22 protein-coding genes are annotated in these 25,190 nt (G+C 38.2%); 15 read left to right on the top strand and 7 right to left on the bottom strand.

Features of this window, described 5'->3' with window-relative positions; genetic code table 11:
- Positions 1-39: 39 nt before the first annotated feature.
- The 6 genes from uvrA to asnB all read left to right on the top strand — a co-directional run bounded on the left by uvrA (position 40) and on the right by asnB (position 11,264).
- Complete coding sequence (uvrA, locus tag QCQ61_RS11625; protein WP_279447817.1) at positions 40-2,901, top strand: excinuclease ABC subunit UvrA; 2,862 nt, start codon at positions 40-42, stop codon at positions 2,899-2,901.
- A gap of 60 nt (positions 2,902-2,961) precedes the next feature.
- The gene (locus QCQ61_RS11620; protein ID WP_279447816.1) at positions 2,962-3,651 is read left to right on the top strand and encodes an LOG family protein; all 690 of its coding nucleotides are present in this window, start codon (positions 2,962-2,964) and stop codon (positions 3,649-3,651) included.
- Between the two features lie 45 nt (positions 3,652-3,696).
- Positions 3,697-6,507 carry a gluzincin family metallopeptidase gene (locus tag QCQ61_RS11615; RefSeq protein WP_279447815.1) on the top strand — a complete coding sequence of 937 codons (2,811 nt, stop codon included), beginning with the start codon at positions 3,697-3,699 and terminating at the stop codon, positions 6,505-6,507.
- A gap of 38 nt (positions 6,508-6,545) precedes the next feature.
- Positions 6,546-6,770 (top strand): hypothetical protein, encoded by a 225-nt coding sequence (locus tag QCQ61_RS11610; RefSeq protein ID WP_279447814.1) that lies wholly within the window; start codon positions 6,546-6,548, stop codon positions 6,768-6,770.
- A 99-nt stretch (positions 6,771-6,869) separates the two neighbouring features.
- Positions 6,870-9,284, top strand: a complete 2,415-nt coding sequence (locus tag QCQ61_RS11605; RefSeq protein WP_279447813.1) for an alpha-ketoacid dehydrogenase subunit alpha/beta — start codon at positions 6,870-6,872, stop codon at positions 9,282-9,284.
- Positions 9,285-9,566: 282 nt separating this feature from the next.
- The gene (asnB, locus tag QCQ61_RS11600) at positions 9,567-11,264 is read left to right on the top strand and encodes an asparagine synthase B (RefSeq protein WP_279447812.1); all 1,698 of its coding nucleotides are present in this window, start codon (positions 9,567-9,569) and stop codon (positions 11,262-11,264) included.
- A 61-nt stretch (positions 11,265-11,325) separates the two neighbouring features.
- On the opposite strand, the gene QCQ61_RS11595 is transcribed toward asnB, so the two are convergent.
- Entirely contained in the window at positions 11,326-12,165 is an 840-nt protein-coding gene (locus QCQ61_RS11595) for a 1,4-dihydroxy-2-naphthoyl-CoA synthase (protein ID WP_279447811.1), read from the bottom strand.
- A 132-nt stretch (positions 12,166-12,297) separates the two neighbouring features.
- Here QCQ61_RS11595 and QCQ61_RS11590 point away from each other — a divergent pair, with 132 nt between their 5' ends.
- The 6 genes from QCQ61_RS11590 to QCQ61_RS11565 all read left to right on the top strand — a co-directional run bounded on the left by QCQ61_RS11590 (position 12,298) and on the right by QCQ61_RS11565 (position 16,063).
- Complete coding sequence (locus QCQ61_RS11590) at positions 12,298-13,416, top strand: C1 family peptidase (protein WP_279447810.1); 1,119 nt, start codon at positions 12,298-12,300, stop codon at positions 13,414-13,416.
- A 54-nt stretch (positions 13,417-13,470) separates the two neighbouring features.
- Positions 13,471-13,950, top strand: a complete 480-nt coding sequence (locus QCQ61_RS11585) for a hypothetical protein (RefSeq protein WP_279447809.1) — start codon at positions 13,471-13,473, stop codon at positions 13,948-13,950.
- A gap of 164 nt (positions 13,951-14,114) precedes the next feature.
- Positions 14,115-14,348: a thioredoxin domain-containing protein gene (locus tag QCQ61_RS11580; protein WP_279447808.1), complete on the top strand. Its 234-nt coding sequence runs from the start codon at positions 14,115-14,117 to the stop codon at positions 14,346-14,348.
- Positions 14,349-14,401: 53 nt separating this feature from the next.
- On the top strand, positions 14,402-15,121 hold the full coding sequence (locus tag QCQ61_RS11575; protein ID WP_279447807.1) for a hypothetical protein: 720 nt from the start codon (positions 14,402-14,404) through the stop codon (positions 15,119-15,121).
- Between the two features lie 2 nt (positions 15,122-15,123).
- Positions 15,124-15,387: a DUF2024 family protein gene (locus QCQ61_RS11570; RefSeq protein WP_279447806.1), complete on the top strand. Its 264-nt coding sequence runs from the start codon at positions 15,124-15,126 to the stop codon at positions 15,385-15,387.
- Between the two features lie 67 nt (positions 15,388-15,454).
- The gene (locus QCQ61_RS11565) at positions 15,455-16,063 is read left to right on the top strand and encodes a MarR family winged helix-turn-helix transcriptional regulator (protein WP_279447805.1); all 609 of its coding nucleotides are present in this window, start codon (positions 15,455-15,457) and stop codon (positions 16,061-16,063) included.
- Here QCQ61_RS11565 and QCQ61_RS11560 read toward each other — a convergent pair.
- Positions 16,060-16,890: a CvfB family protein gene (locus QCQ61_RS11560; protein ID WP_279447804.1), complete on the bottom strand. Its 831-nt coding sequence runs from the start codon at positions 16,888-16,890 to the stop codon at positions 16,060-16,062. The two genes, QCQ61_RS11565 and QCQ61_RS11560, sit on opposite strands and share 4 nt — an antisense overlap.
- 87 nt (positions 16,891-16,977) lie before the next feature.
- Here QCQ61_RS11560 and QCQ61_RS11555 point away from each other — a divergent pair, with 87 nt between their 5' ends.
- Positions 16,978-17,385, top strand: coding sequence for a hypothetical protein (locus QCQ61_RS11555; protein ID WP_279447803.1), 408 nt, complete (start codon positions 16,978-16,980; stop codon positions 17,383-17,385).
- Here QCQ61_RS11555 and menD read toward each other — a convergent pair.
- The 3 genes from menD to QCQ61_RS11540 are packed head-to-tail and all read right to left on the bottom strand — an operon-like array spanning position 17,375 to position 20,560.
- On the bottom strand, positions 17,375-19,039 hold the full coding sequence (gene menD / locus QCQ61_RS11550; RefSeq protein ID WP_279447802.1) for a 2-succinyl-5-enolpyruvyl-6-hydroxy-3-cyclohexene-1-carboxylic-acid synthase: 1,665 nt from the start codon (positions 19,037-19,039) through the stop codon (positions 17,375-17,377). The two genes, QCQ61_RS11555 and menD, sit on opposite strands and share 11 nt — an antisense overlap.
- A 31-nt stretch (positions 19,040-19,070) precedes the next feature.
- Complete coding sequence (locus QCQ61_RS11545; RefSeq protein ID WP_279447801.1) at positions 19,071-20,135, bottom strand: isochorismate synthase; 1,065 nt, start codon at positions 20,133-20,135, stop codon at positions 19,071-19,073.
- A complete protein-coding gene (locus tag QCQ61_RS11540) occupies positions 20,135-20,560 on the bottom strand; it encodes a PaaI family thioesterase (protein ID WP_279447800.1) in 426 nt (141 codons plus the stop codon). The genes QCQ61_RS11545 and QCQ61_RS11540 overlap by 1 nt, the downstream gene beginning before the upstream one ends.
- A 45-nt stretch (positions 20,561-20,605) precedes the next feature.
- Here QCQ61_RS11540 and QCQ61_RS11535 point away from each other — a divergent pair, with 45 nt between their 5' ends.
- Both QCQ61_RS11535 and QCQ61_RS11530 read left to right on the top strand, forming a co-directional pair.
- Positions 20,606-21,253, top strand: a complete 648-nt coding sequence (locus QCQ61_RS11535) for an alpha/beta hydrolase (protein WP_279447799.1) — start codon at positions 20,606-20,608, stop codon at positions 21,251-21,253.
- 87 nt (positions 21,254-21,340) lie between these two features.
- A complete protein-coding gene (locus tag QCQ61_RS11530; RefSeq protein WP_279447798.1) occupies positions 21,341-22,054 on the top strand; it encodes a leucine-rich repeat domain-containing protein in 714 nt (237 codons plus the stop codon).
- Between the two features lie 164 nt (positions 22,055-22,218).
- Here QCQ61_RS11530 and QCQ61_RS11525 read toward each other — a convergent pair whose 3' ends face one another.
- The gene (locus QCQ61_RS11525) at positions 22,219-23,073 is read right to left on the bottom strand and encodes a bile acid:sodium symporter family protein (protein ID WP_279447797.1); all 855 of its coding nucleotides are present in this window, start codon (positions 23,071-23,073) and stop codon (positions 22,219-22,221) included.
- A 168-nt stretch (positions 23,074-23,241) separates the two neighbouring features.
- Complete coding sequence (gene dnaK, locus QCQ61_RS11520) at positions 23,242-25,155, bottom strand: molecular chaperone DnaK (protein WP_279447796.1); 1,914 nt, start codon at positions 25,153-25,155, stop codon at positions 23,242-23,244.
- Positions 25,156-25,190 lie beyond the last annotated feature (35 nt).

The following is a 25,190-nucleotide window of genomic DNA, read 5'->3' as shown; positions in this document are numbered from 1 at the left end:
GTTCTTTATTTTCGGTTCAATTGAGTACCTTTGCAAGCTATGTCGAAAAATGAGGATTTTATAGAAGTTTTGGGCGCTCGGGTCCACAACTTAAAGAACATTGACGTTCGTATTCCAAGAGATAAATTAGTTGTAATAACAGGTCTTTCCGGCAGCGGAAAATCCTCTTTGGCGTTTGATACCATTTATGCCGAAGGGCAGCGCCGCTATATTGAAACTTTTTCTGCCTACGCCCGCCAATTTTTGGGTAGTTTAGAGCGACCAGATGTCGATAAAATTGAAGGTCTTTCGCCCGTAATTGCCATTGAGCAAAAAACTACGAGTAAAAGTCCGCGTTCTACCGTCGGGACCATCACAGAAATTTACGATTTTCTTCGGCTTTTTTATGCACGTGCGAGCGATGCTTATAGCTACAACACGGGGCAGAAAATGGTATGCTATAACGACGAACAAATAAAACAATTAATTCTGGAAGAGTATGCGGGCAAAAAGGTAAGTATACTTGCACCCAAAATTAGATCTAGAAAAGGTCATTATCGCGAACTTTTTGAACAGATTGCCAAACAAGGCTTTTTAAAAGTACGCATAGATGGCGAAGTGCGCGATATAACCAAAGGAATGAAGGTAGATCGTTACAAAACACACGATATTGAAATTGTAATAGATCGTTTAAAAATACCATCAATAGCTACTATTGATGTTTCTGAAATTGAAGGAGCCGAAAACCATAAGCGACTCGCTGAAAGTATAAATACCGCCATGTATCACGGCGATGATATTTTAATGGTTTTAGACAACGATACAAATGAAGCCCGTTATTTTAGCCGATCGTTAATGTGTCCGAGTTCGGGTATTTCATATCCAAACCCCGAACCCAATAATTTCTCTTTCAATTCGCCCAAGGGGATGTGCCCACATTGCAAAGGGTTGGGTAAATTATACGAAGTAAACCTAGACAAGTTAGTACCAAATCCCAAACTTTCTATAAAACAAGGTGCTTTGGCTGCACACGGTCCGCAGAAAAACAACTGGGTGTTTAAGCAACTGGAGTTAATTGCCGAACGTTTCAAATTTAAGCTGAGCGATCCTTTTGAAAAAATTCCGAAGGAAGCCAAAGACGTTATCTTTTTCGGCGGGAATGAAAAGTTTGATATTGAATCGAAAGCATTGGGAATTACCCGAAGCTATAAAATAGATTTTGAAGGAGTTGCTACTTTTATACAAAACACTTTTGATGCCAGCGAAACCACGTCACTAAAACGATGGGCAAAGGAATATATGGATAAAATCCCGTGTCCGGAATGCCAGGGAGCACGACTTCGAAAAGAGTCATTGTTTTTTAAAGTGAACGGAAAGAACATCGCTGAACTGGCCCATATGGATGTAATTGAGCTGGCGGAATGGTTTAGGTATCTCGATAAAAATATTTCGGAAACACAATTAAAAATAGCTTCAGAAATTATTAAGGAAGTACGTTCGCGACTTCAATTTTTGGTAGATGTTGGTTTAACATATTTAGCCTTAGACAGAGGTTCAAAGTCGCTTTCGGGAGGCGAAGCCCAGCGCATCAGATTGGCCACACAAATTGGATCGCAGTTGGTTGGCGTGCTATATATTTTAGACGAACCCAGTATTGGCCTGCATCAACGCGATAATGAACGCTTAATTTTTTCATTGAAACAATTACGCGAAATTGGTAATTCGGTAATTGTGGTGGAGCACGACAAAGACATGATAGAAAGCGCCGATTTTGTTATAGACATTGGCCCCGCTGCTGGTAGGCATGGTGGCGAAATAGTCTCGGAAGGCACACCCGAAGAAATAAAAAAACATCATACTCTTACCGCCGATTATTTAAACGGTACCAAAAATATTGAAGTTCCGAAGCAGCGACGCGATGGCAACGGAAAAACCTTAACTTTAAAAGGAGCTACTGGCAACAATTTAAAAAATGTATCGGTAGAAATTCCATTGGGGAAAATGATAGGAGTTACGGGCGTTTCAGGAAGCGGAAAATCTACTTTAATCAATGAAACCCTTTACCCTATTCTCAATGCATATTTTTTTAACGGGGTTAAAAAGCCAATGCCCTATAAAAAAATCGCGGGACTTGAAAATATTGATAAAGTAATTGATATTAATCAGTCGCCAATTGGAAGAACACCACGAAGCAACCCAGCCACATACACAGGTGTTTTTTCCGAAATTAGGAATCTATTCGCTAAAACACCCGAGGCAATGATTCGGGGTTATAAACCCGGACGATTTAGTTTTAATGTGGCTGGCGGTCGCTGTGAAACCTGCAAAGGCGCTGGACTTCGGGTTATTGAGATGAATTTCTTACCCGACGTTTATGTAGAATGCGAAACTTGCCAAGGCAAGCGTTTTAATCGAGAAACTTTAGAAATTCGTTATAAGGGCAAATCTATTTTCGACGTTTTGGCAATGACTATAAATGAAGCGTCAGACTTCTTTGAAAATATTCCAAAAATATATCGAAAAGTAAAAACCATAAAAGATGTAGGTTTAGGCTATATTACCCTTGGCCAACAATCTACAACCCTTTCGGGTGGCGAGGCACAGCGTATAAAACTAGCTACGGAACTCTCTAAACGCGATACCGGAAATACGTTCTATATTTTAGACGAACCCACTACCGGGCTTCATTTTGAAGATATTCGCGTGTTGATGATTGTACTAAACAAACTAGTGGAAAAAGGGAATACCGTTTTGATAATTGAACACAATATGGATGTAATAAAGACCGTAGACTATATTATAGACATTGGCCCAGAAGGTGGAAAAAAAGGTGGAAAAGTGATGGCTCTGGGAACCCCGGAAGATGTGGCAGAAAACAAAAAAAGCTACACCGCCCGTTTCCTTAAAAAAGAATTATATTAGTTGCTTAATGATAAAGCACCAAATTTATTAAACAGATTACAATACACTGAATACCGAATAATGAGAGACGAACAAATACCAAAAAACTGGAACCAAGTTAAGACCAATGACTCTTGGGCGATTTTTAAAATCATGGGAGAATTTGTAAATGGATACGAAAAAATGAGCCGTATTGGCCCTTGCGTTTCAATATTTGGGTCCGCTAGAACTAAACCGGATAATCCACATTACAAATTGGCCGAAAACATAGCTAAGAAAATAACCGAAAATGGTTATGGTGTTATAACCGGTGGTGGTCCTGGAATAATGGAAGCAGGAAATAAGGGAGCCCATTTGGCCGGCGGAACATCAGTTGGGTTAAATATTGCACTGCCTTTTGAGCAACACGACAATCCGTACATAGATAGTGATAAAAATATTGATTTCGATTACTTTTTTGTGCGAAAGGTAATGTTCGTAAAGTACTCTCAGGGCTTTGTAGTTATGCCCGGAGGCTTTGGAACTTTAGATGAATTTTTTGAGGCATTAACTCTCATTCAAACGCATAAAATAGATAAGTTTCCAATTATTTTAGTTGGCACCGAATTTTGGGGGGGACTTTTTGAATGGATAAAAACCACACTTTTAGAAGCCAATAATAATGTAAGTGCCGAAGATTTAGATTTAGTCCACTTAGTAGATACCGAAGATGAAGTGCTTCAAATATTAAACGATTTTTATAACGAGTATAATTTAAGTCCGAATTTTTAATAGTCTTTTCTTCGCGAACCTGTTTAAATTCACTAAAATTTTTTGATGCCAAATAGAATCATATTCCTCTTCCTATTTTGTTTGGTAGCACAAGCAAGAGCTCAGCATACAATACATATAGATGCTACGCTTAACCCTGCACAGAAAACTCTTTCAATTAAACAAAAAATTACTTTTAAAAATACCACTGCAGATACATTACGGGAACTCTACTTATTTGATTGGCCCAATAGTTTTTCCACTAAAACCAGTCCGTTGGGCAAGCGTTTTTCCGAAAACTACAACAGTTCTTTTCATTTTGAAAAAGATAGCGATCGCGGTAAAACTTCTATCGAAAAAATATATACTAATACTGCTACGCCACTTCAGTGGGCACGCGGAGAAGAGGTAGATATTTTAAAGGTTATTCCCGACAGTCCGTTGCTTCCGGGGGCGAATTACACCTTTAATTTAGAATATGTTGTAAAAGTTCCAAACAGTAAGTTTACTCGGTTTGGAGTAGATAATCAAGCAAATTTTAAATTGCGAAATTGGTATATTTTGCCTGCTGTTTACAATGGTGAATGGCGCATTTACAGCAATAAAAACACCAACGATCTTTTTACTACACCTTCAGAATACTCCATTGTTCTTCAGCTTCCAAAGCAATACTCAGTACTATCGGATCTAGAGTTGGTTTCGGAAAACATTTCAGAAAACAAAAAAACAGTATCGTTAAAAGGCAGCCAACGTACAAATGCAATACTTTACTTGCAACGATATTCAAACTTTGAAACCATTGAAACCGATAAGTTTACCGTAGTAACCAACTTACAAAACAGCAAGATAAACCCGCCGGTACAAGCTTTACTGATTGATAGAATTGCCCATTTTTTAGATGAAAAGCTCGGCCCCTATCCGTTTCAAAAAATGGTTATCAGCGAAGCAGATTATAAAACTAATCCGGTGTATGGGCTAAATCTTTTACCTAGTTTTATTAGCCCCTATCCCGATGGTTTTGAGTACGATATGGAACAGTTAAAAACCATAACACGTCATTATATTCAAAACACGCTTATTTTAGATTCGCGCCACGATTATTGGTTACAGGACGCGCTTCAGATTTATTTAATGATGAAATATGTAGATACCTATTATCCTAAAATGAAGATTATAGGGAATCTGAGTGATTGGTGGGTAATTCGTTGGGCGCACGCAGCAGATCTTGAGTTTAATGATCAGTATCCTATTTTATATTTAAATATGGCACGCAATAATATTCATCAATCTTTAACAACTCCAAAAGATTCATTGTTAAAGTTTAATATGAATATTGCCAATGGATATTATGGAGGCAGCGGCTTGCGTTATTTAGAAGATTATCTAGGCCAAGGCGTTTTAGATAAAGCAATAAAGGAATTTTATATGGCAAATAAATTGCAACCAGTTACATCTTCAGATTTTGAAAATTTACTCGCCAGCAAAACAAATTTGCCCATAAATTGGTTTTTTGAGGATTTTGCCGACACCCGAAATACCATTGATTTCAGAATTAAAAATGTTGAAAAAATTGGCGATTCGCTTAGAGTTTCCATAAAGAATAACAGGCAAAGCGAACTGCCCATTTCGCTATACGGTCTCAACAAAAATACGGTAGTTTATAAAACCTGGACAAAGCCTTTAGATAGTATAAGCACTATTACTATTCCGGCCCAAAATATTGAGAAACTAGCTTTAAATTACGAAGGAAAAATACCCGAATACAACCGAAGAAATAACTTTAAAACCGTAAATGGGCTATTGAACAAACCCTTGCAATTTCGGCTATTTCAGGACGTGGAAGATCCTAGATTCACACAGTTTTTCTTTATGCCTATTTTCGAGTACAACCTCTACGATGGCGTTTCGGCAGGTTTGCGACTTTACAACAAAACGGTACTGCCTAAAGCCGTTCATTACAGTTTAGAACCTCAATTCGGATTTCGTTCCAAAACGCTCGTGGGCAGTGCGTCTATTAGTTATTCCCAGACCATGGATCAGGGCGATTTATATGCAATGCGCTATGGATTTTCGGGAAATTATTATTCATACGATCGTGGACTTTTTTATAAACGCTTTACACCTTATATAACATTTGCTTTCCGGAATTCAGATTTGCGCAACAATGAAAAACAATTTATAAATCTGCGAAATGTAAATGTTTATAGAGATGAAAACCCCAATGATACCGATCAAGAGCCCAATTATAGTGTGTTTAATATGCAATATGTATATTCAAACCCAAATCTTATAAATTATTTTAGAGGGGTTGCAGACTACGAAATTTCTTCCAAGTTTAGCAAGCTTTCGGTTGATTTAGAATACAGAAAGCTGTTTTTGAGTAACAGACAGTTAAATCTTCGTTTCTTCGCGGGGGTGTTCTTATTTAATGATACGCGAGAAAATGAAGATTTTTTCAGCTTCGCATTAGACCGTCCAAATGATTATCTTTTCGATTATAATTATTACGGTCGAAGTGAAGACTCCGGACTTTTTAGCCAACAGCTTATTATTGCTGAAGGCGGCTTTAAATCGCAGTTAGAACCCGCCTATGCCAATAGTTGGATGGCAACCGTGAATGCCAGCACCAATATCTGGAAATGGATTTATGCCTATGGCGACATAGGGTTGGTGGCAAACAAGGAGCGAGGCGTAAATACCGTGTTCGATAGCGGAATTAGATTGAGTTTGGTTGCAGATTATTTTGAATTGTATTTCCCTATTTATTCCAACTTAGGATTCGAACCCAACTTACCCCATTACGACGAAAAAGTACGATTTATTGTAACTTTAAGTCCAAAAACATTGCTCGGCTTGTTTACCCGAAGATGGTACTAGATTACAAATTTTAAACGAACAAGTAACCATATAGTTTAATGCAAATACTCAATAACTGGCGCATCATTATATTAATTTGCCTTACACTTGGTTTGGCACCATTTTTTCCAGAACCACACCTTTGGGGAAAACTAAAATGGATTGCAGGAGGCGCCGAAGGAATGCAAGCCGAAGACTGGTTTGACGTTTTATTGCACGGGTTTCCGTTTATCCTACTACTTAGATTATTGATTTTGAAGCTAATCCCTATTAAAACAAAATAGCAAGAAAAATCGCAGCTTTTTGAAAATTGCTATGTTCTAAAATTAGCGTTGAAAAACTCCTTCAATTTCGCTACTTTTGTAATCCTTAAAGAAAAATTCATGCAGACAGATCCAAAGACAAATGGCGAGATTTCCTTTGAAGATTTCAAAGAAACAGTTCTAAACGACTATAAAATTGCGGTAACAAGTCGCGAGTGTAGTCTTTTAGGGCGCCGCGAGGTACTTACGGGAAAAGCGAAGTTCGGTATTTTTGGCGATGGAAAAGAAGTGCCACAATTAGCCTGGGCCAAAGCTTTTAAAAATGGCGACTGGCGTAGTGGTTACTACCGAGACCAAACTTTTATGATGGCCATTGGCAAACTTACCATCGAGCAATTTTTTGCTGGTTTGTACGCACATACCGATATAAAAGCAGACCCAATGAGCGCCGGAAGACAAATGGGCGGTCACTTTGCTACACATTCACTTAACGAAGATGGTAGTTGGAAAAACCTAGCGCAACAAAAAAACAGTAGCGCAGATATTTCGCCAACGGCAGGGCAAATGCCACGTTTATTAGGGTTGGCACAAGCTTCAAAAATTTTTAGAAACGTAAAAGGCATTGAAAACAAAACCAATTTTTCCATCAACGGAAATGAAGTTGCTTGGGGCACCATTGGAAATGCCAGCACCAGCGAAGGCCTTTTTTGGGAAACGATAAATGCCGCTGGCGTTTTACAAGTACCAATGGTTATGAGCGTTTGGGATGACGAATATGGAATTTCCGTTCACGCAAAACACCAAACTACCAAAGAAAACATCTCTGAAATCTTAAAAGGTTTCCAACGTACCGAAGATGAAAAAGGGTATGAAATTATACGGGTAAATGGTTGGGACTATTCTGAACTTATAGACGTTTACAGTCGCGCCTCACAGATTGCGCGCGACGAACACGTGCCGGTTTTAATTCACGTACAACAACTAACACAGCCCCAAGGCCACAGTACCAGCGGCTCTCACGAACGCTATAAAAGCAAGGAACGCCTAGCATGGGAGGTAGAATACGATTGCAACGCTAAAATGCGCGAATGGATGATTGCAAGTGATATTGCTACGGAAGAAACTTTGGAAGCTATTGAAAAAGAGATAAAAAAACAAGTTCGCGACGGTAAAAAAGCAGCTTGGGAGGCATTTGTATCGCCACAGAAAACCGAGCAGGAAGAAGCCGTTCTCCTTCTTGGTAATTTAGCTGAAAACAGTGCCAATAAAAACTTTATTGAAAAAATAAAAAATGAACTGGCCGCCGAAAAAGAACCATTGCGCAGAAATATTCTCGCATCGGCCAGAAAGGCATTGCGTTACGTAACTGGTGAAGAATCAACAGAAAAGAAACAACTTCAAGATTGGATTGCTAATTATTTTGAACTTATTCAACCTAAATACAGCACACATTTATATTCCGAAGCAAAAGAAAATGCCAAAACTATTGCAGAAGTAGCTCCTACATATGCCCAAGATGCAGAAGATGTTGACGGACGTGTAGTGCTGCGCGACAATTTTGACGCCATTTTTGAAAAACATCCAGAAGTATTAATTTTTGGGGAAGACAGCGGTACAATTGGCGACGTAAACCAAGGTTTGGAAGGAATGCAGGATAAGTATGGAGAACTTCGGGTTGCCGATGCGGGCATTCGAGAAGCAACCATTCTTGGGCAAGGTATTGGAATGGCCATGCGAGGCCTTCGCCCTATTGCTGAAATTCAGTATTTAGATTATATTTTGTACTGTTTACAAATAATGAGCGACGATTTGGTGACGGTTCGCTATAGAACCAATGGCACTCAAAAAGCACCGCTTATTGTGCGTACTCGTGGCCATAGATTGGAAGGAATCTGGCATAGTGGCTCTCAAATGGGTGGTCTAATTCACCTGTTGCGAGGTATGTATGTACTAGTGCCAAGAAATATGACAAAGGCCGCCGGGTTTTATAATACACTTTTAGAAACAGATGAGCCTGCATTGGTAATAGAATGCTTAAACGGCTACCGCTTAAAAGAAAAAATGCCCAACAATTTGGGCGATTTTAGAACACCAATTGGGGTAGTTGAAACAATTAAGAAAGGTACCGATATTACGTTAGTTTCATACGGAAGTACGTTAAGAATAGTTGAGGAAGCTGCCAAGGAGCTATTGCAAGCCGGAATTGATGCCGAAGTAATAGACGTACAATCGCTATTACCGCTAGACATAAATCACGATTTGGTGAAAAGTGTGGCCAAAACCAACAGATTGCTAGTTATAGATGAAGATGTGCCAGGGGGCGCCTCGGCCTATATTCTTAACCAAGTAATTGAAGTACAGGGCGGATATAAATACCTAGATAGCAAACCACAAACACTAGCCGCGAAAGATCACCGTCCACCCTATGGAACCGATGGCGACTATTTTACCAAACCCTCTGTAGAGGATGTTTATGAAAAAGTTTATGAAATTATGCACGAAGCCAATCCTTCAAAGTTTCCAAAACTTCGATAATTAAATTTCAAAATATATAAAAAAGAATTGCGTTGGTTTAAAATAATTATTCTACATTCGTAATTCACAAGTAAAACAAAAACAAGTATATGTTACATTTAAGTTTAAATATTAATAATAACGAGCTGCCGTAACAAAAACTTGTCGCGATATACGGCCCGTCAGGTTTTTCCTGACGGGCTTTTTTTTTGGCTTCGACTTAGCTCAGCCGAGTTCAAAATAAACAGTTCTAGGTAGTGCTGATGAATTTAAAAAGAAACTAACCATTTAAATTATAAAATTATGTGTGGAATTGTATGTGCATTCGATTTAAAACGGCCTTCAGAAGAATTAAGGCCGCAATTACTAACCATGGCAAAACGATTAAGACATCGCGGTCCAGACTGGAGTGGAATTTTCAGCAACAAAAAAGCCATTATGGCACACGAACGTCTGGCGATTGTAGATCCCACTTCAGGTAAACAACCGTTAATTTCTGAAGACAGAAAGCTGGTTTTGGCCGCGAACGGTGAAATTTACAATCATTTGGAATTGCGCAAGCAATTTGTTGGAAAATACAACTTCCAGACAAAAAGTGACTGCGAGGTAATTTTAGCGCTCTATAGGGAAAAGGGAGTTTCATTTTTAGATGAGCTCAACGGAATATTTGGATTTGCGTTATATGATGCAGAAAATAATGAATATTTAATAGCTCGAGACCACATGGGAATTATCCCGCTTTATATGGGCTGGGATAAAGATGGAACATTTTATATCGCCAGCGAATTAAAAGCACTGGAAGGCTTTTGTACTAAAATTGAACTTTTCCCTCCCGGTCATTATTTACACAGCAGTGAAGGACAATTAAAACAATGGTGGACCCGCGATTGGATGGACTTTAACGCTGTACAGGAAAATGAAACAAGTATAAGCGATTTGCGAGAAGCATTGGATGCCGCCGTAAAAAGACAGTTAATGAGCGACGTGCCCTATGGAGTTTTGCTTTCCGGAGGTTTAGATTCTTCCATTACTTCTGCGTTGGCTAAAAAGTACGCCGATAAACGTATAGAATCTGGCGACACCGAAGGTGCTTGGTATCCAAGACTGCATTCCTTTGCTGTAGGCTTAGACGGATCACCCGATTTGGCTGCCGCCCAAAAAGTTGCTGAACATTTAGGCACAGTACACCACGAAATAAATTTTACTGTCCAAGAAGGCCTTGATGCAATACAAGATGTTATTTATCACGTTGAAACTTACGACATAACTACCATTCGCGCCTCCACCCCAATGTTCTTATTGGCGCGTGCTATTAAGGCAATGGGTATAAAAATGGTATTATCAGGCGAGGGTGCTGACGAAATCTTTGGTGGATATCTATATTTCCATAAGGCGCCATCGGCTAAAGATTTTCACGAAGAAAACGTACGGAAATTAGACAAACTACATATGTATGACTGCTTACGTGCCAACAAATCTCTAGCTTCTTGGGGTATTGAAGGCCGTGTTCCTTTTCTCGATAAGGAATTTATGGATGTTGCTATGCGGTTAAACCCAAAAGATAAAATGATACTTGCCGGACAAAAGGCTCCACAGGATAAACAGGCAATGGAAAAGTGGGTCCTCCGCGAGGCTTTTGGCGATATGTTGCCGAAAGAGGTAGCGTGGCGGCAGAAAGAGCAATTTAGTGATGGGGTGGGTTACAGTTGGATCGATTCCTTAAAAGAAATGGTCAATGAAAAAGTGACCGATGATCAAATAGCAAATGCCCATTATCGATTCCCGATACAGACTCCTACAAGAAAAGAAGAGTTTTATTACCGAACCATTTTTGAAGAACATTTTCCAAGCGATGCTGCAGCTCTAACAGTACCAAGCGTGCCAAGTGTGGCTTGTAGCAGTCAAGTAGCGTTAGATTGGGATGAGAGTTTTAAGAACATGAATGACCCGAGCGGACGTGCGGTTAAAAATGTGCACGCGGATGCTTATGGAAATAAATAATTATTTAAGGTCTGCGAATTTTACTGTTGCATCAATATCAACTTTAAAAAAATATAACGAGTTACGGCAACCACTTCTTATCAAAATTAGGCTTTCGTTTTTCCAGAAAAGCATCGCGCCCCTCTTTGGCCTCATCGGTCATATAGGCAAGGCGCGTTGCTTCACCTGCAAAAACCTGTTGCCCAACCATGCCGTCATCGGTTAGGTTCATGGCAAATTTCAGCATTTTTATGGAAGTTGGGCTTTTCGCAAGAATTTCCTGCGCCCATTCATAAGCTGTATCTTCTAATTCATCATGTGGAATTACGGCATTAACCATTCCCATTTCAAAAGCTTCCTGTGCAGAATAATTTCTTCCAAGGAAAAAGATTTCACGGGCTCGCTTCTGCCCTACCATTTTGGCCAAGTAAGCACTTCCGTAACCACCGTCAAAACTGGTAACGTCGGCATCGGTCTGTTTAAAGATAGCGTGTTCCTTACTTGCTAGGGTTAAATCGCAGACCACGTGTAAGCTGTGCCCGCCGCCCACTGCCCATCCCGGAACTACACAAATAACCGCCTTCGGCATAAAACGGATTAATCGTTGTACATCCAGAATATTTAACCTGTGATAGCCGTCATCGCCTACATATCCTTGGTGGCCACGCGCCTTTTGGTCGCCACCGCTACAGAAACTATACACCCCATCTTTAGATGATGGACCTTCCGCAGATAACAATACCACTCCAACAGATGTATCTTCTTGCGCATCGTGAAAAGCATCAAGTAATTCGGCGGTTGTTTTTGGCCGAAACGCATTGCGCACATCAGGCCTGTTAAATGCAATTCGCGCTACGCCATTTGCTTTTTTATAGGTTATATCTGTATATTCTTTTGCTGTTTTCCAGTTGGGTGAAATCATATTTGTTATTTTAGCGTAAATATATGAAATCATACTCTTAAATTATACAATGACGTCTCGAGTGCAGTCGGGCGGTCGTATTAACTTATAAATTACATTATGGTCTAGACTGCGCTCGGCCAGGCATATACAATGAAACATTTTATTCTATTCTTCGTATTACTCTTCACAGTAACACTCTCATCACAAGAAATTTACAAATTTACAACCGTCACCGATCTTGAAACAACACCCGTATTAAGCCAAGGTATTACCGGAACTTGCTGGAGTTTTAGCAGTACTTCATTTTTGGAGAGTGAAATTATTAGGCTCACCGGAAAAAATATAGATCTTAGCGAAATGTACCAAGTGCGAAACACCTACCCACTAAAGGCTGAAAATTTTATTATGCGCCAAGGAAAAGCACAATTTGGCGAAGGGGGTTTGGCACACGACGTTATTAATTCGATTAAAAAAAATGGTTTGGTACCCGAAATAGCATTTAATGGTCTATCTGAGGGAGAAACCAAATACAACCACGCCGAAATGGTTGCGGTACTCGAAGCAATGTTAAAAACCTATATAGACAATCCCGGTAGAAACTTAAGCCCAAAATGGCGTGCGGCAATTGAAGGTGTTCTGGATGTGTACATCGGCAAAAACATTACCAACTTTACTTTTGAAGGAAAACAGTATACTCCGGAAAGTTTTTTAAAAATGACCAAAATTGTACCAACGGATTATATAAATATTACCAGCTTTACACATGCGCCATTCTATTCTAAATTTATTTTGAATATTCCAGATAATTGGAGCAACGGAAGTTTTTACAATGTTCCGCTAAACGAGCTAATATCTACCATTGATAATGCTTTGCAAAATGGTTTTACTGTTGAATTGGATTGTGATGTAAGTGAACGTGCCTTTTCATCAAAAGATGGTGTAGCCGTTGTGCCAGAAAATGCTGAAAACACTTTAAAAGCGCTACACAGTATTTATCCCGAAAAAGATATTACTCAACAATACCGTCAACAGGAGTTTGAAAATTACAATACTACAGACGATCATTTAATGCATATTACGGGGTTACTTCACGATCAAAACGGCACCAAATATTATAAAGTAAAAAATAGCTGGGGATCTGATGAATCAAGGGTTGCCAACGGAGGTTACGTGTATTTTAGCGAAGCGTACATGCGGTTAAAGACAATTAGCATAACCGTTCATAAAGATGCTCTTCCTAAAGATACGGCTAAAAAGTTAAGTTTGTAACATACAATTGAACGGCAAGTTTAAATTGGCTTAAAATTTGATATATTTGTCGCGATGAAAAAGCTATTCACTTTTATTGTACTTTTTCCGCTGATTGCCTCGGCACAGTTGGATTTTGAAAGCAATAAAAATAAATTAGACTTCGTGAAGTTGCCCGAATTAGAGCGTTTAATTACGGTACCTTTTGCCAATTCAGAATTTTCAACAAACTCTTCGAATACACTTCCATCCTTTAAACTAAACAAGAATAACTACCGGGAAGCAGTGAGCATGTACGATGCTATGGCAGCCAATGAAAATTATGTAAAGTCTGATTTAAAAATCTCATTGGATCCCAGAGAATATGGCATTTATGGAGGCAATAGCAGTTATAGTGCCGATGGTTCTACCGCGGTTAAAAATATTTCTTATAAAGAATCTCGTGGCTATTTAAGACCTGAACTTATGCCCTACTCGTACGGTTTTTATCAACGGCCGTCACGGCGAGGCGGTTTTTATGTAGGGTATGGCGCCTACGGACCGTATTCGCAATAACGCAATACCTCTTCCCTTCCACTTTATATGCACTTATATTTGGGTGAATTCTTTCACCCAAAACATTCACCGTAAAAAAAAATTCAATTATATTTTATTTAGTTAGGATTCCTTACTATATTTGTCCAAGCAATATTGCTTTAATCTTTAAATACGTTTTAATTATGAAAAAGTCTATTTTTTACCACGCCGGTTGTCCCGTATGTGTAAGTGCCGAAGTTGAAATTCTAGAACTGATGGATCCTACTTCTATTGAAGTAGTGCATTTAGGTGAAGACAAATCAAAAATACAGGTTGCCGAAAATCTAGGAGTAAAATCTGTTCCAGCTCTGGTTACGCCTACCGGCAATGTATTACACATAAATTATGGTGCCTCCATGGCAGATTTAAAAAATTAATTAACCCTACAAAGGTATTCTTTCGAAAGCCTTTGTATTAAAACAACAAAAAAATGAAAAAACCAATATTTATAATAGTAATGCTTTTACTGGCTACACATGCCCGTACACAAAATTCGGAATATGATAATAATGATTTTAAAATCACAAAGGCTGAGGTTATAAATCATACCCAATTAGATGTTTTAGTTTGGGAAATAACAGTGGCGGGAACAGCAGGTGCAACAACGCCAACCCCCGCCGGAAAGATGAATGGCGCTCCCGTCTTGGGATATGTATTCCCCACTTCGTTAAAATCTACTGATGTAGGTTTTAGTGAAACGAACGGAATTGTTGCCTTGGCCCTTACTTCCCACCCAGATTTTGACGACACTCCGCTATGGGATGAAAGTATGGATACTCGCTACGATAATGATGGTGTAATTTGGCATCCCCATTGGGTAATTTTGGTTGAAGATAAAAGAGTGGAAGGTGGACTTGCGGTAAAGCGATTTAAAAAAGGCGACACAACCGTAAAGCTACCACCCACAAATCCTGGAATGCCAATGTATATGGACTCTCCGGGCTATGGAGTAAAAGCCATGAACAACATAATTAAAGTGGTAGTTCCGAAGTACAGAATAAATAACCAGTCCAATTTCAATTATGATGGCGTAGCGGCATATATGCAGGTAAACACTGAAAATATGGATAAGCCAATGCTCGGCGTGTATAATGTTTACAGTGTGGCAAGTGGAAATTTATCATTACCCTATACTGTTAAAAACAATTGATTATGAAAATAGCAGTTTGGGACACTTATGTAGCAAGACCGGACGGATTGCAAATGCATTTTGATATTTTGGTACCTGCAGCACTAGAAAATGAAAACCAAATTTACGCTTTTGGAAAACAGTATTTAGCCAGCAAACCTTTTAAAACTGGAAGTTTAAATTCCAAAAAATGTAATTTCTGTCACGTAGAAAATGCTACTCCCGAAGTAACAACAGCAATCCACACCATGGGTTTTTATATTTTAGAAATGGAAAACTGTACTTAAAAGTTGAAATAAATAATTAGGAATACTAACTTTGCCTGTTAAGCCTCAATTCTTAACAGGCATTATTATGGAAAAAAGCGTTTTTGATACCTCCTTTCAGCAAGAAAGTGTGAGCAATAAAATAGTGGTTGGTCTTGAACGGATATCGGAAGTTTTCCGAACCCTACTCTGGGCCGAAGCCAAAAAATCTGGTGTGAGCCCAATACAGATTCAAATACTAATTTTTATTGCCTATCACGAAAGTTCACTTTGTACAGTTAGTTATCTGGCTAAGGAATTTGATGTTACAAAACCTACCATTAGTGATGCCGTAAAATCCTTGGAGAAGAAAAAACTGATTTTAAAAGACTATTCAAAACCCGACAGTAGAAGCTATCTTATCGTACTTTCTGCAAAGGGAAAAGAATTGGTTTCTGTAACCGAAAACTATGCCAATCCCATAAAAAAACAATTTGATAGTTTTGATAACGAGCAGCTTCAAACGGTTTATGAAGCTATTGTAAAACTTATTTACAATCTGAATAAAAGCGGCATTATAAGTGTACAGCGCACCTGTTTCGCTTGTAAATTCTATACTAAAAAAAATGGCAAAGATTATTGCGAATATCTTCAACAACCATTAGCGCCAGAGGCCATACGGGTAGACTGTCCCGAGTTTGAAGAAAAACGGAATTAAATTAACTCAATTCCATCTTCTTTAATTACAATTTGCTTGTCCTTATAAAGCGTCCCGATTGCCTTTTTAAAACTTTTCTTGCTCATTCCCAGCATGTTTTTAATGGTATCTGGATCAGATTTATCGTGAAGCGGTAAAAAACCGCCTGCAGCCTCCAATTCTTCTCGAATAAAGTTTGCATTTGGTTCGATACTTTTATAACCTGGCCTTTGTAGGACGATATCAATTTTATTATCGGGGCGGATTTTTTTAATAAAAGCCTTCATTTTATCGCCAGTTCGTATATCTTCGAAAATATCTTCAATATAAATAAGTCCCTTGTGTTGGCCGTTAACAATTACATTTGCACCTTTTTCGGTTAAATGCGTTACTAAAATATCTATTTGTTGAAACGGTTCAACCGATAAGTTCTCATTTTGAAGAAAATGGTTTGTTTTGCTGCTGCCAACCAAACGATTTGTTTTTTCATCAATATATAAATATACTATATACCAATTGCCTTTTTTCATTGGCCGGGCTTGCTCTTTAAACGGTACAAAAAGTTGTTTTTCCAGACCCCAATCCATAAAAGCGCCATATTCGGTAACGTCGCTACAATGCAAATAACCAAAAGTATTTAGTTGAAGAAAAGGATCGAGTGTAGTAGCTATTGGCCGCTCTTCATTATCCAAATATATAAATACCGAAATTTCATCGCCAATTTCGTATTGCTCTGGCTTATATCTATGCGGTAAAAGCACCACGTTTTCCTCTGTATCGCCTAAATATAGCCCCGGTTCTGTTTCCCGAAGAATTTCTAAAGTATTGTATTCACCCAATTTTATCATAGTTGCAAAGGTACTGTATTTTGTCAGAAAAAAATTGTTTGATACCTAGGATACATATCAAACTTAAAATGTACATTCACATCCGAAATGAACTTAAATCCACCACATAATCTTCCATCAAATTTCAAGCTAGAAAAAGTATTGGAAACCAATATTGGCATAATATATTTTTACGGAAATATAGTTGTTGTTGAGGCAAAGGAAGGTACTACTGTTTCTCACAAAAGTGGGTTTTCAACATTATTGCAGGGGCTTGCGTACCTTGGCACTAAACCTTGGGTTTATATTGCGCATCGTGTACAATCGTATTCTGTAAAACCTACGGATTACAAATATTTAAACAAAGTAACTACATTAAAGGCTATGGTAGTAGTTGCCTATAGTGATATAGCACGAAGTAATGCTGAATTGGAATCTAAATTCTGCAAAAAACCTTTTGCCGTTTTTGACGATCTTACCTTAGCCGCAATCTGGGGTAAACAATTTATAAAATAAATTTAAAGTAATCCAACAGTACATTATCGTTTATTGTAGCAGGTGTGAATATTTCTAACAATGCCGGTCCTTCTTTTTTGTTTAAAAATGCATTTAGTTTTACCTTTAATTCGTCTTTCTTTTCAACACTTTCATACTTTATATTGTACATTTTTGAAAGCTGCTTGGCATTTAAGTTATGTTTTGTTTCAAAATAAGTATTAAATAGTTCGGTGTTTTTTTCACCGGGAAGAATTCTAAAAATACCACCACCTCCATTGTTTATTACAATTATTTTAAAATCTTGTGGAATGTAATTATTCCAAAGGGCATTGCTATCGTAGAAAAAACTGAGATCGCCAGTAATAAAAATTGTAGGCAATTTTGAAGCCAATGCCGCTCCTATCGCCGTACTTGTACTTCCGTCAATACCACTCGTGCCGCGATTACAAAACACGCTAATCGAAGGCGAAATATTAAATAGCTGTGCATATCTAATCGTAGCACTATTACTTAATTGCAACTGGATATTTTGCGGAAGAAGATGAAATATTTCACAAAAAACCATAAAATCTGAATATGGAATTTCGCTTTCATATATTCTATGGCGTAGCAATCTATGCTCCCTGATTTTTAGCCATTGAGTTTGATAATTGCTTTGTACTTCAATTGTATTCGGAAGAAATTCTGCAAAGAAATTATTAATAGTTGTTTTAAAATGATGCTTTAGCGCAAAATAAGTATCGTAGGCTTTTTTCGCATCAACGTGCCAATGCGCCTTGGGCGCATAGTTACGAAGAAAGGCCTTTATTCTTTTGGAGACAACCATCCCACCAAAAGTCAATAAAATATCTGGCTGAAGTTTTTTAAAATCCTCAGTGGTTAAGGGTGTTATTAGCTGGTCAATCGCCGAAATAAAATGTGCATTATGCAGATTTGAAGTAGTTTCAGTTAAAACCAAAACACTTTTATCCTTGGCCAGTTGCTGAACAAAGCGTTGTTCCACACTATTTGGATCTAAAACCCCTACGAGAATCATTTTTCTTTTGCTATCGTTCCACTGTTTAATAAAAGGATTTAAACTTTCATCTAAACTAAAATTTGGCTTTCGCGCTAACACATTTTGTGGCCAGATTAATTGCGTTTCGGTTGTATTGTACAAGGGTTCAGAAAACGGTAAGTTAATATGCACTGGGCCTTTTAACTCAATTGCAGTATTGAGCGCTATGTTTATTTCGGTTTCATTTTTTATTTGGAATTCTTCACCCTCTATACAATTTGCGCTGTAAAGTATATGGTTTTCAAAAACGTTTTGTTGCCGGATTGTCTGTCCGTCGCCAATATCAATTCGGTCCGCAGGTCTATCGGCTGCAAGAATCACCAATGGAATGTCACTATAAAATGCTTCTGCAACCGCCGGATAATAATTGAGCAACGCCGAACCCGAAGTACAAACAACGGCTACCGGTTTTTTTAGTTGTTGCGCCATTCCCAAGGCAAAAAATGCCGCGCATCGCTCATCAACGATACTAAAACACTTAAATTCAGAATGATTGCCAAAGCCAATAGTTAGAGGTGCGTTTCTAGAACCGGGAGAAATAACTATATGGTTTACCCCTTTATCCAAACATAGTTGAACAAGAGTTTGCGAAAGAATATTATTTGAAAATATCATGGATTACAAAGGTACGAAGACGCCAAAAATATTAGAGCATTGGTGACAATACTTGTAGCATAGTTTGTAGTTTATTTTGTGTTTCCTGCCATTCGTCCATAGGTTTGGAACCTATAGTAATGCCGCCACCTACAAAAATGTGTGCCGTGTGGTTATCAATCTTCATGCATCGCAAATTTACCATAAGAATTGCACGATTTCCGTTTTCCTGAATTGGACCTAAAAAGCCGGTATAAAATGTACGATCGTACCCTTCATTTTCTAAAATGAATTGTTTGGCATATTTTTGAGGAACACCACAGACTGCCGGAGTTGGATGAACCACAGCAGCAATTTTAGTGAGCGTTGTTTTTCTACTACGCAAAACGCCCGAAATATCGGTTTTTAGATGCAGTAATGACCCAGCTTGATAAGTATAGGGATTAGACACCTTTAAAAGCGAAGTTACGCGCTGTAGATTGGTTGTTATGGCATCTGTTACCAATTGTTGTTCATCAAGTTCCTTTGGCCCCCAACTTACCTCGTTAGCGGTATAAGGTTGGGTTCCTGCCAAAGCCATCGTTTTAAAAGTATCGTTTGTAATTTGAACCAAAGTTTCCGGCGTTGCACCGCACCAAAAGCCAGTTTCTGGATGATACCAGATATAGCAAAAAGCCGAAGGATATGCCGAAAATAACCGAGTTAACAGTGTATCAATTGAAAAGTGATCTAAGTTTAGATCTTTGGAACGTGAAGCAACAATTTTTTTTGCTTTCCGCTTTTTAATATGTTCAATTATTTTTTCAACTAATGCTATATACTCGTACTTTTCTACATCGTTTTCAGCAATAGCCACAGGCTCCATTTGAAACGATGTTTTGGTAAATTCACAAGTAATTTTTTCCGAATTGCTTTCAGGTATAAAAAATGCTTCACCTTCAAATTTAAATGGAGCGAAAATAAATCCGTTTGCTGAAAACTCGTCAGATTTATAAAGCACACTAGACTGCTGTAGCAAGGCAGTAATTGTATTTTCTTGTGGCAGCGAAAAAAGCACGAACGGTAATTCGTTTTTAAAATGTGCTGAAATTTTTTGGGTAAATAGCTGTAGGTCCATTATTTTTTATTGGGTAAAGCAATCGTTGTAAGTTTAATGAGAGAAATAAGGGCCCCGTCCTCATTGGTTATTTTAATTTGCCATAGTTGCGTTGTTCGGCCTTTATGTATTATACTGGCGTGAGCATAAACATAGCCATCACGAATGCTTTTTACATGATTGGCGGCAATTTCAATTCCGCGAATAGTAACTTCATCGGAATTTAGAAAAAAATAGGCGCCCGCACTTCCCACACTTTCGGCGAGAGCAACAGAAGCACCGCCATGCAAAACTCCGTCGGGCTGATGTACTCTGGGAGTTACAGGCATTTTAGCAATTAAAAAATCATCGCCAATTTGGGTAAATTCTATATTCAGGGTTTCCATTAAGGTGTTTTGGCACATCTTATTACATGCAGCCAAAATTTCCTGGTTAGTGTACTTCATAGTATTGGTTTACATTTGTAAAAATACAAAATTGAAACAAACAAAATGAGCATCCAAAAAGAGGTTTCGTACACCAGCACCAATACTTACCACACTTTGAATAGGTTAACAGACAAAACTAAAAATGTGTGGATAGTTTTTCACGGGATGGGCTACTTAAGCAAATATTTTATTAACTATTTTTCTGAATTAAATGCCGAAGAAAACTATATTATTGCGCCTCAAGCGCCTTCAAAATATTATCAGGATAAGCGTTTTAAACATATTGGCGCCTCTTGGCTAACCCGTGAAAACACCGTTACTGAAACAGAGAATATTTTAAATTATGTTGATGCAGTATTTAAAAAGGAACTTTCTGGCCCCATCCCCAATCTTATAGTCTTAGGTTACTCTCAAGGCGTGTCTATCGCCACACGATGGGTAGCCAGACGAAAACTACAATGCAATGTTTTGGTATTGCATTCGGGAGGTATTCCCAACGAATTACAACCGAAGGATTTTAATTTCTTAAATGAACATGCGCAGGTATTATATTTATACGGCAACAACGATGAATATATTACCGAAGCGCGAAAAACCGAGGAATATTTAAAAGGCACTAATCTCTTTAAAGATCGTTTAAAGATTGAAGTATTTAACGGTACCCATGAAGTAAACAAGCCCTTTTTACTAAAAATTTCAGAAATGATTTAAAAAATTTGTGCATTTCGTCGAATAAATTTGTATTTAAACTTCAATTCGCGTTATTTTACAATGCCTTAATTTTTAAATCAGCTACTTATGAAACCTACACTACTAACCTGTATTTGTTTATTTGTTGCATCTGTTGCAATGGCCGAAATAAGCAAACAAGAAAAATCTGTTCTTTTAGATCTATATACAGCTACCAACGGACAAAAGTGGAATACGAAATGGAATCTTAAAGCGCCCGTATCTACATGGCACGGAATAACAATAGAAAATAATTCAATAATTGCGATCGATTTAATGTTTAATAATTTAAACGGTACGCTTCCTTCTTCAATTGGACAACTTCAAAACTTAAAAACGCTTGAATTATCCTTTAATCCAATTGAAGGCACGCTTCCTGATGAGTTAGGAAATCTTAGTAATTTAGAAGTTTTGGCGCTGAATGCTACGTCGCTTAGCGGAAGAATTCCAGAATCTATTGGCCAGCTTTCAAAATTAAAGCAATTACATTTAAGTAGTAATCAATTAACAGGAACGGTACCAGAAAGTGTAACGAACCTTAAGCAAATAGAAGTTTTTAACGTGTTTGACAACGGCTTAACTGGCCCCTTACCTAAAGGCTTGGCAAATTGCCCGTTTTTAAAAGAATTGGTTGTAGCAGAAAACGAATTTACCAATCCAAACGATTTTTCAATTATAGTGCTATCCAACACCGGTTCAAAATTAAATTTAATGAACTCACCATTCCAAACAAAATCTTCTGAAGCTATTATAGCCGTGGAGAGGGATGAAAATGCAGATTAACTCAATACCTCAAATTCCCTCACTTCCGAAAAGCGACCTTCACTGGTCGCTTTTTTTATTTCTATTTTAAAAGGGTTATTAGTGAATACTAGTGTGCTTATTTTAAATTAAATTGCTTTTAAATTTAATGGCAAGTTTCTCTTTTTAAACTATTGAAAAAAAACCTACGTTGCTTTTCTATTAAAAAGATAAATTATTACACCTCCTGTTAAAAACATTAATAAACTATATACTGCTGGTACAATTGCAAAGGAAGCATTATGGAGCAATACTACTGCAATGGTAATAGCCAATGTACCATTTTGAATTCCCGATTCAATAGAGATTGAACGTGCTGCTTCTTTACTTAACCCAAACAGTTTTGCTGAAAAATACCCTAAAACCATCGTTATGACATTCAATACCAAGGCAGCAACTCCTGCTTGCTCAAAATAGGAAACAAAATTGGTTCTTTCTTTAATTACCAAGCCAACAATAATTAACCCCAGTACTGCGCCTGAAGCTATACGCACTGGCTTTGCCATTTTATCGGCAAAATGTGGGCGATACTTGCGCACCAGCATTCCAGTAGCAATAGGAATAACAACAATCACAAAAATCTGGATAATCGTTGAAAGTACATTTAGTTCTACCACTTGCCCAACACCTAAGTAATATTCCAAGGCAAAATTCACTATAAACGGAATCGTTAAAATAGTAATTAAACTACTAAAAGCCGTCAACGTGACCGAAAGAGCTAAATCTGCTTTTGCCAAATGCGAAATTAAATTTGAAGTAGGTCCACCCGGACAAGCTGCCAAAATCATGACGCCGATTGCAATTTCAGGCTGCATTGGGAAAAACAACGTAACACCAAAACCAATGATTGGCAGAAGAAGTAATTGATTGCTTAACCCAATAAAAATAGCTTTTGGATAGCGAAATATTCTTTTAAAATCTGAGCCTCGTAAAGTGAGCCCCATTCCTAACATAATGACTATAAGCGACCCGGCAAGGATGATGGTAGAGATATTATCCATACATTATTATTTTGAAGAAAGATAAGCAAATTGTTTTAGCTTGCTAGTTGGAGCAACACATTACAAAAAAAACCGCAACCAATTAAGATTGCGGTTTTTGCATTTAACTATTTAAAGAAACTTATTTCACTTCTTCAAAATCTATACTTCAATTTCGCTCAGTAAAGGCTACTTAACTTCTTCGAAGTCTACATCTTCAACATCACTGTTTTCAGAGTTGCCGGCATTACCTTGCTCTGCTCCTTCTCCGGCATCACCGGTTGGGGCACCTTGCTGTTCTGCTTGGGCTTTGTACATTTCTTCTGAAGCAGTTTTCCAAGCTTCGTTTATTTTATCTAAAGCAGGTTGAATAGTTGCAACATCTTTAGATTCGTAAGCTTTTTTCAATTCTTCCAATGCTTCTTCAATTGGCTTCTTTTTATCATCAGATAATTTGTCGCCAAATTCCGAAAGTTGTTTCTCAGTTTGGAAGATCATTCCATCAGCTTCATTTAGTTTGTCTACTTTTTCTTTCGCAGCTTTGTCGCTTTCAGCATTTGCTTCTGCATCTGCTTTCATCTTTTTGATTTCTTCTTCGGTTAATCCAGAAGAAGCCTCAATACGGATGTCTTGCGTTTTGTTAGTAGCCTTATCTGTAGCACTTACTTTAATGATACCATTGGCATCAATATCAAAAGTTACTTCAATTTGTGGCGTACCTCGTTGTGCGGGTGGAATTCCGTCTAAGTGAAAACGACCAATTGTTTTGTTGTCGTTTGCCATCGGACGCTCACCTTGCAGTACGTGAATTTCAACACTTGGCTGATTGTCTGCCGCAGTAGAGAATATCTGACTTTTCTTGGTAGGAATTGTTGTATTGGCTTCAATTAATTTAGTCATAACGCCTCCCATAGTTTCAATTCCAAGAGAAAGTGGCGTTACATCTAAAAGCAGCACGTCTTTTACATCTCCAGTTAAAACTCCACCTTGAATAGCAGCTCCTATGGCCACTACTTCATCTGGGTTTACTCCTTTGTGGGGTTTTTTTCCAAAGAATTTTTCAACAGCTTCCTGCACCGCGGGAATACGGGTAGAACCTCCTACAAGTATTACTTCGTCAATATCGCTTTTAGTTAATCCAGCAGCTTTCATTGCTGTTTCACAAGGCTTCATTGTTCTTTTTACCAAATCGTCTATTAACTGCTCAAACTTTGCACGTGTTAATGTTTTAACTAAGTGTTTTGGGCCGCTAGCAGTAGCAGTAACGTATGGCAAGTTAATTTCGGTTTGGGCTGCAGAAGAAAGTTCAATTTTTGCTTTTTCGGCAGCTTCTTTTAAACGTTGCAGTGCCATTGGGTCATTGCGAAGATCAAAATCTTCTTCGGCCTTAAACTCATCTGCCAACCAGTTAATGATTTTCTGGTCTACATCATCACCACCTAAGTGGGTATCGCCATCTGTAGCGAGTACTTCAAAAACCCCGTCGCCCAATTCTAGGATACTAACGTCGTGGGTACCTCCACCAAAGTCAAAAACTACAACTTTTTGGTCGGTTCCTTTTTTATCAAGTCCGTAAGCAAGTGCCGCAGCAGTTGGTTCGTTTATAATTCGCTCTACTTTTAGGCCAGCAATTTCGCCTGCTTCTTTGGTTGCGTGGCGCTGACTGTCATTAAAATACGCAGGAACGGTAATTACCGCACGGGTAACGTCTTGCCCTAAATAGTCTTCTGCAGTTTTCTTCATTTTCTGCAGAATCATAGCGCTTAATTCTTGTGGTGTGTACAAACGACCGTCAATATCTACACGGGCGGTATCGTTATCTCCTTTTACCACTTTATACGATGAATATTCTGTTTCAACTTTAGATTCAGAATATTTGTTTCCCATAAACCGCTTAATAGAGCTAATGGTTTTTGTAGGGTTGGTAACAGCTTGACGCTTTGCAGGGTCACCAACTTTAATTTCGCCGCCTTCCACAAATGCAATTACAGAAGGTGTAGTTCTTTTTCCTTCAGCATTCGGAATAACTACTGGCTCGCTACCTTCCATTACGGCAACGCAGGAGTTGGTTGTACCTAAGTCTATTCCAATTATTTTACTCATAATATTATTGTTTGTTGTTTATAATTTATTGTGTG

It is taken from the genome of Aequorivita marisscotiae, assembly GCF_029814825.1.
In the GTDB taxonomy this organism is placed as follows: Bacteria; Bacteroidota; Bacteroidia; order Flavobacteriales; family Flavobacteriaceae; genus Aequorivita; species Aequorivita marisscotiae.
This window is presented reverse-complemented; position numbering and strand designations above follow the sequence as displayed.

Coding starts and splice junctions, on each gene's coding strand:
- QCQ61_RS11565 (WP_279447805.1), top strand. CDS start 15,455: ATGGAAAAAAGCGTTTTTGATACCTCCTTTCAGCAAGAAAGTGTGAGC.
- QCQ61_RS11560 (WP_279447804.1), bottom strand. CDS start 16,890: ATGATAAAATTGGGTGAATACAATACTTTAGAAATTCTTCGGGAAACA.
- QCQ61_RS11545 (WP_279447801.1), bottom strand. CDS start 20,135: ATGGACCTACAGCTATTTACCCAAAAAATTTCAGCACATTTTAAAAAC.
- QCQ61_RS11570 (WP_279447806.1), top strand. CDS start 15,124: ATGAAAATAGCAGTTTGGGACACTTATGTAGCAAGACCGGACGGATTG.
- QCQ61_RS11555 (WP_279447803.1), top strand. CDS start 16,978: ATGAACTTAAATCCACCACATAATCTTCCATCAAATTTCAAGCTAGAA.
- uvrA (WP_279447817.1), top strand. CDS start 40: ATGTCGAAAAATGAGGATTTTATAGAAGTTTTGGGCGCTCGGGTCCAC.
- QCQ61_RS11610 (WP_279447814.1), top strand. CDS start 6,546: ATGCAAATACTCAATAACTGGCGCATCATTATATTAATTTGCCTTACA.
- QCQ61_RS11590 (WP_279447810.1), top strand. CDS start 12,298: ATGAAACATTTTATTCTATTCTTCGTATTACTCTTCACAGTAACACTC.
- QCQ61_RS11530 (WP_279447798.1), top strand. CDS start 21,341: ATGAAACCTACACTACTAACCTGTATTTGTTTATTTGTTGCATCTGTT.
- QCQ61_RS11580 (WP_279447808.1), top strand. CDS start 14,115: ATGAAAAAGTCTATTTTTTACCACGCCGGTTGTCCCGTATGTGTAAGT.
- QCQ61_RS11605 (WP_279447813.1), top strand. CDS start 6,870: ATGCAGACAGATCCAAAGACAAATGGCGAGATTTCCTTTGAAGATTTC.
- QCQ61_RS11535 (WP_279447799.1), top strand. CDS start 20,606: ATGAGCATCCAAAAAGAGGTTTCGTACACCAGCACCAATACTTACCAC.
- dnaK (WP_279447796.1), bottom strand. CDS start 25,155: ATGAGTAAAATAATTGGAATAGACTTAGGTACAACCAACTCCTGCGTT.
- QCQ61_RS11585 (WP_279447809.1), top strand. CDS start 13,471: ATGAAAAAGCTATTCACTTTTATTGTACTTTTTCCGCTGATTGCCTCG.
- QCQ61_RS11620 (WP_279447816.1), top strand. CDS start 2,962: ATGAGAGACGAACAAATACCAAAAAACTGGAACCAAGTTAAGACCAAT.
- QCQ61_RS11540 (WP_279447800.1), bottom strand. CDS start 20,560: ATGAAGTACACTAACCAGGAAATTTTGGCTGCATGTAATAAGATGTGC.
- QCQ61_RS11525 (WP_279447797.1), bottom strand. CDS start 23,073: ATGGATAATATCTCTACCATCATCCTTGCCGGGTCGCTTATAGTCATT.
- menD (WP_279447802.1), bottom strand. CDS start 19,039: ATGATATTTTCAAATAATATTCTTTCGCAAACTCTTGTTCAACTATGT.
- QCQ61_RS11615 (WP_279447815.1), top strand. CDS start 3,697: ATGCCAAATAGAATCATATTCCTCTTCCTATTTTGTTTGGTAGCACAA.
- QCQ61_RS11595 (WP_279447811.1), bottom strand. CDS start 12,165: ATGATTTCACCCAACTGGAAAACAGCAAAAGAATATACAGATATAACC.
- QCQ61_RS11575 (WP_279447807.1), top strand. CDS start 14,402: ATGAAAAAACCAATATTTATAATAGTAATGCTTTTACTGGCTACACAT.
- asnB (WP_279447812.1), top strand. CDS start 9,567: ATGTGTGGAATTGTATGTGCATTCGATTTAAAACGGCCTTCAGAAGAA.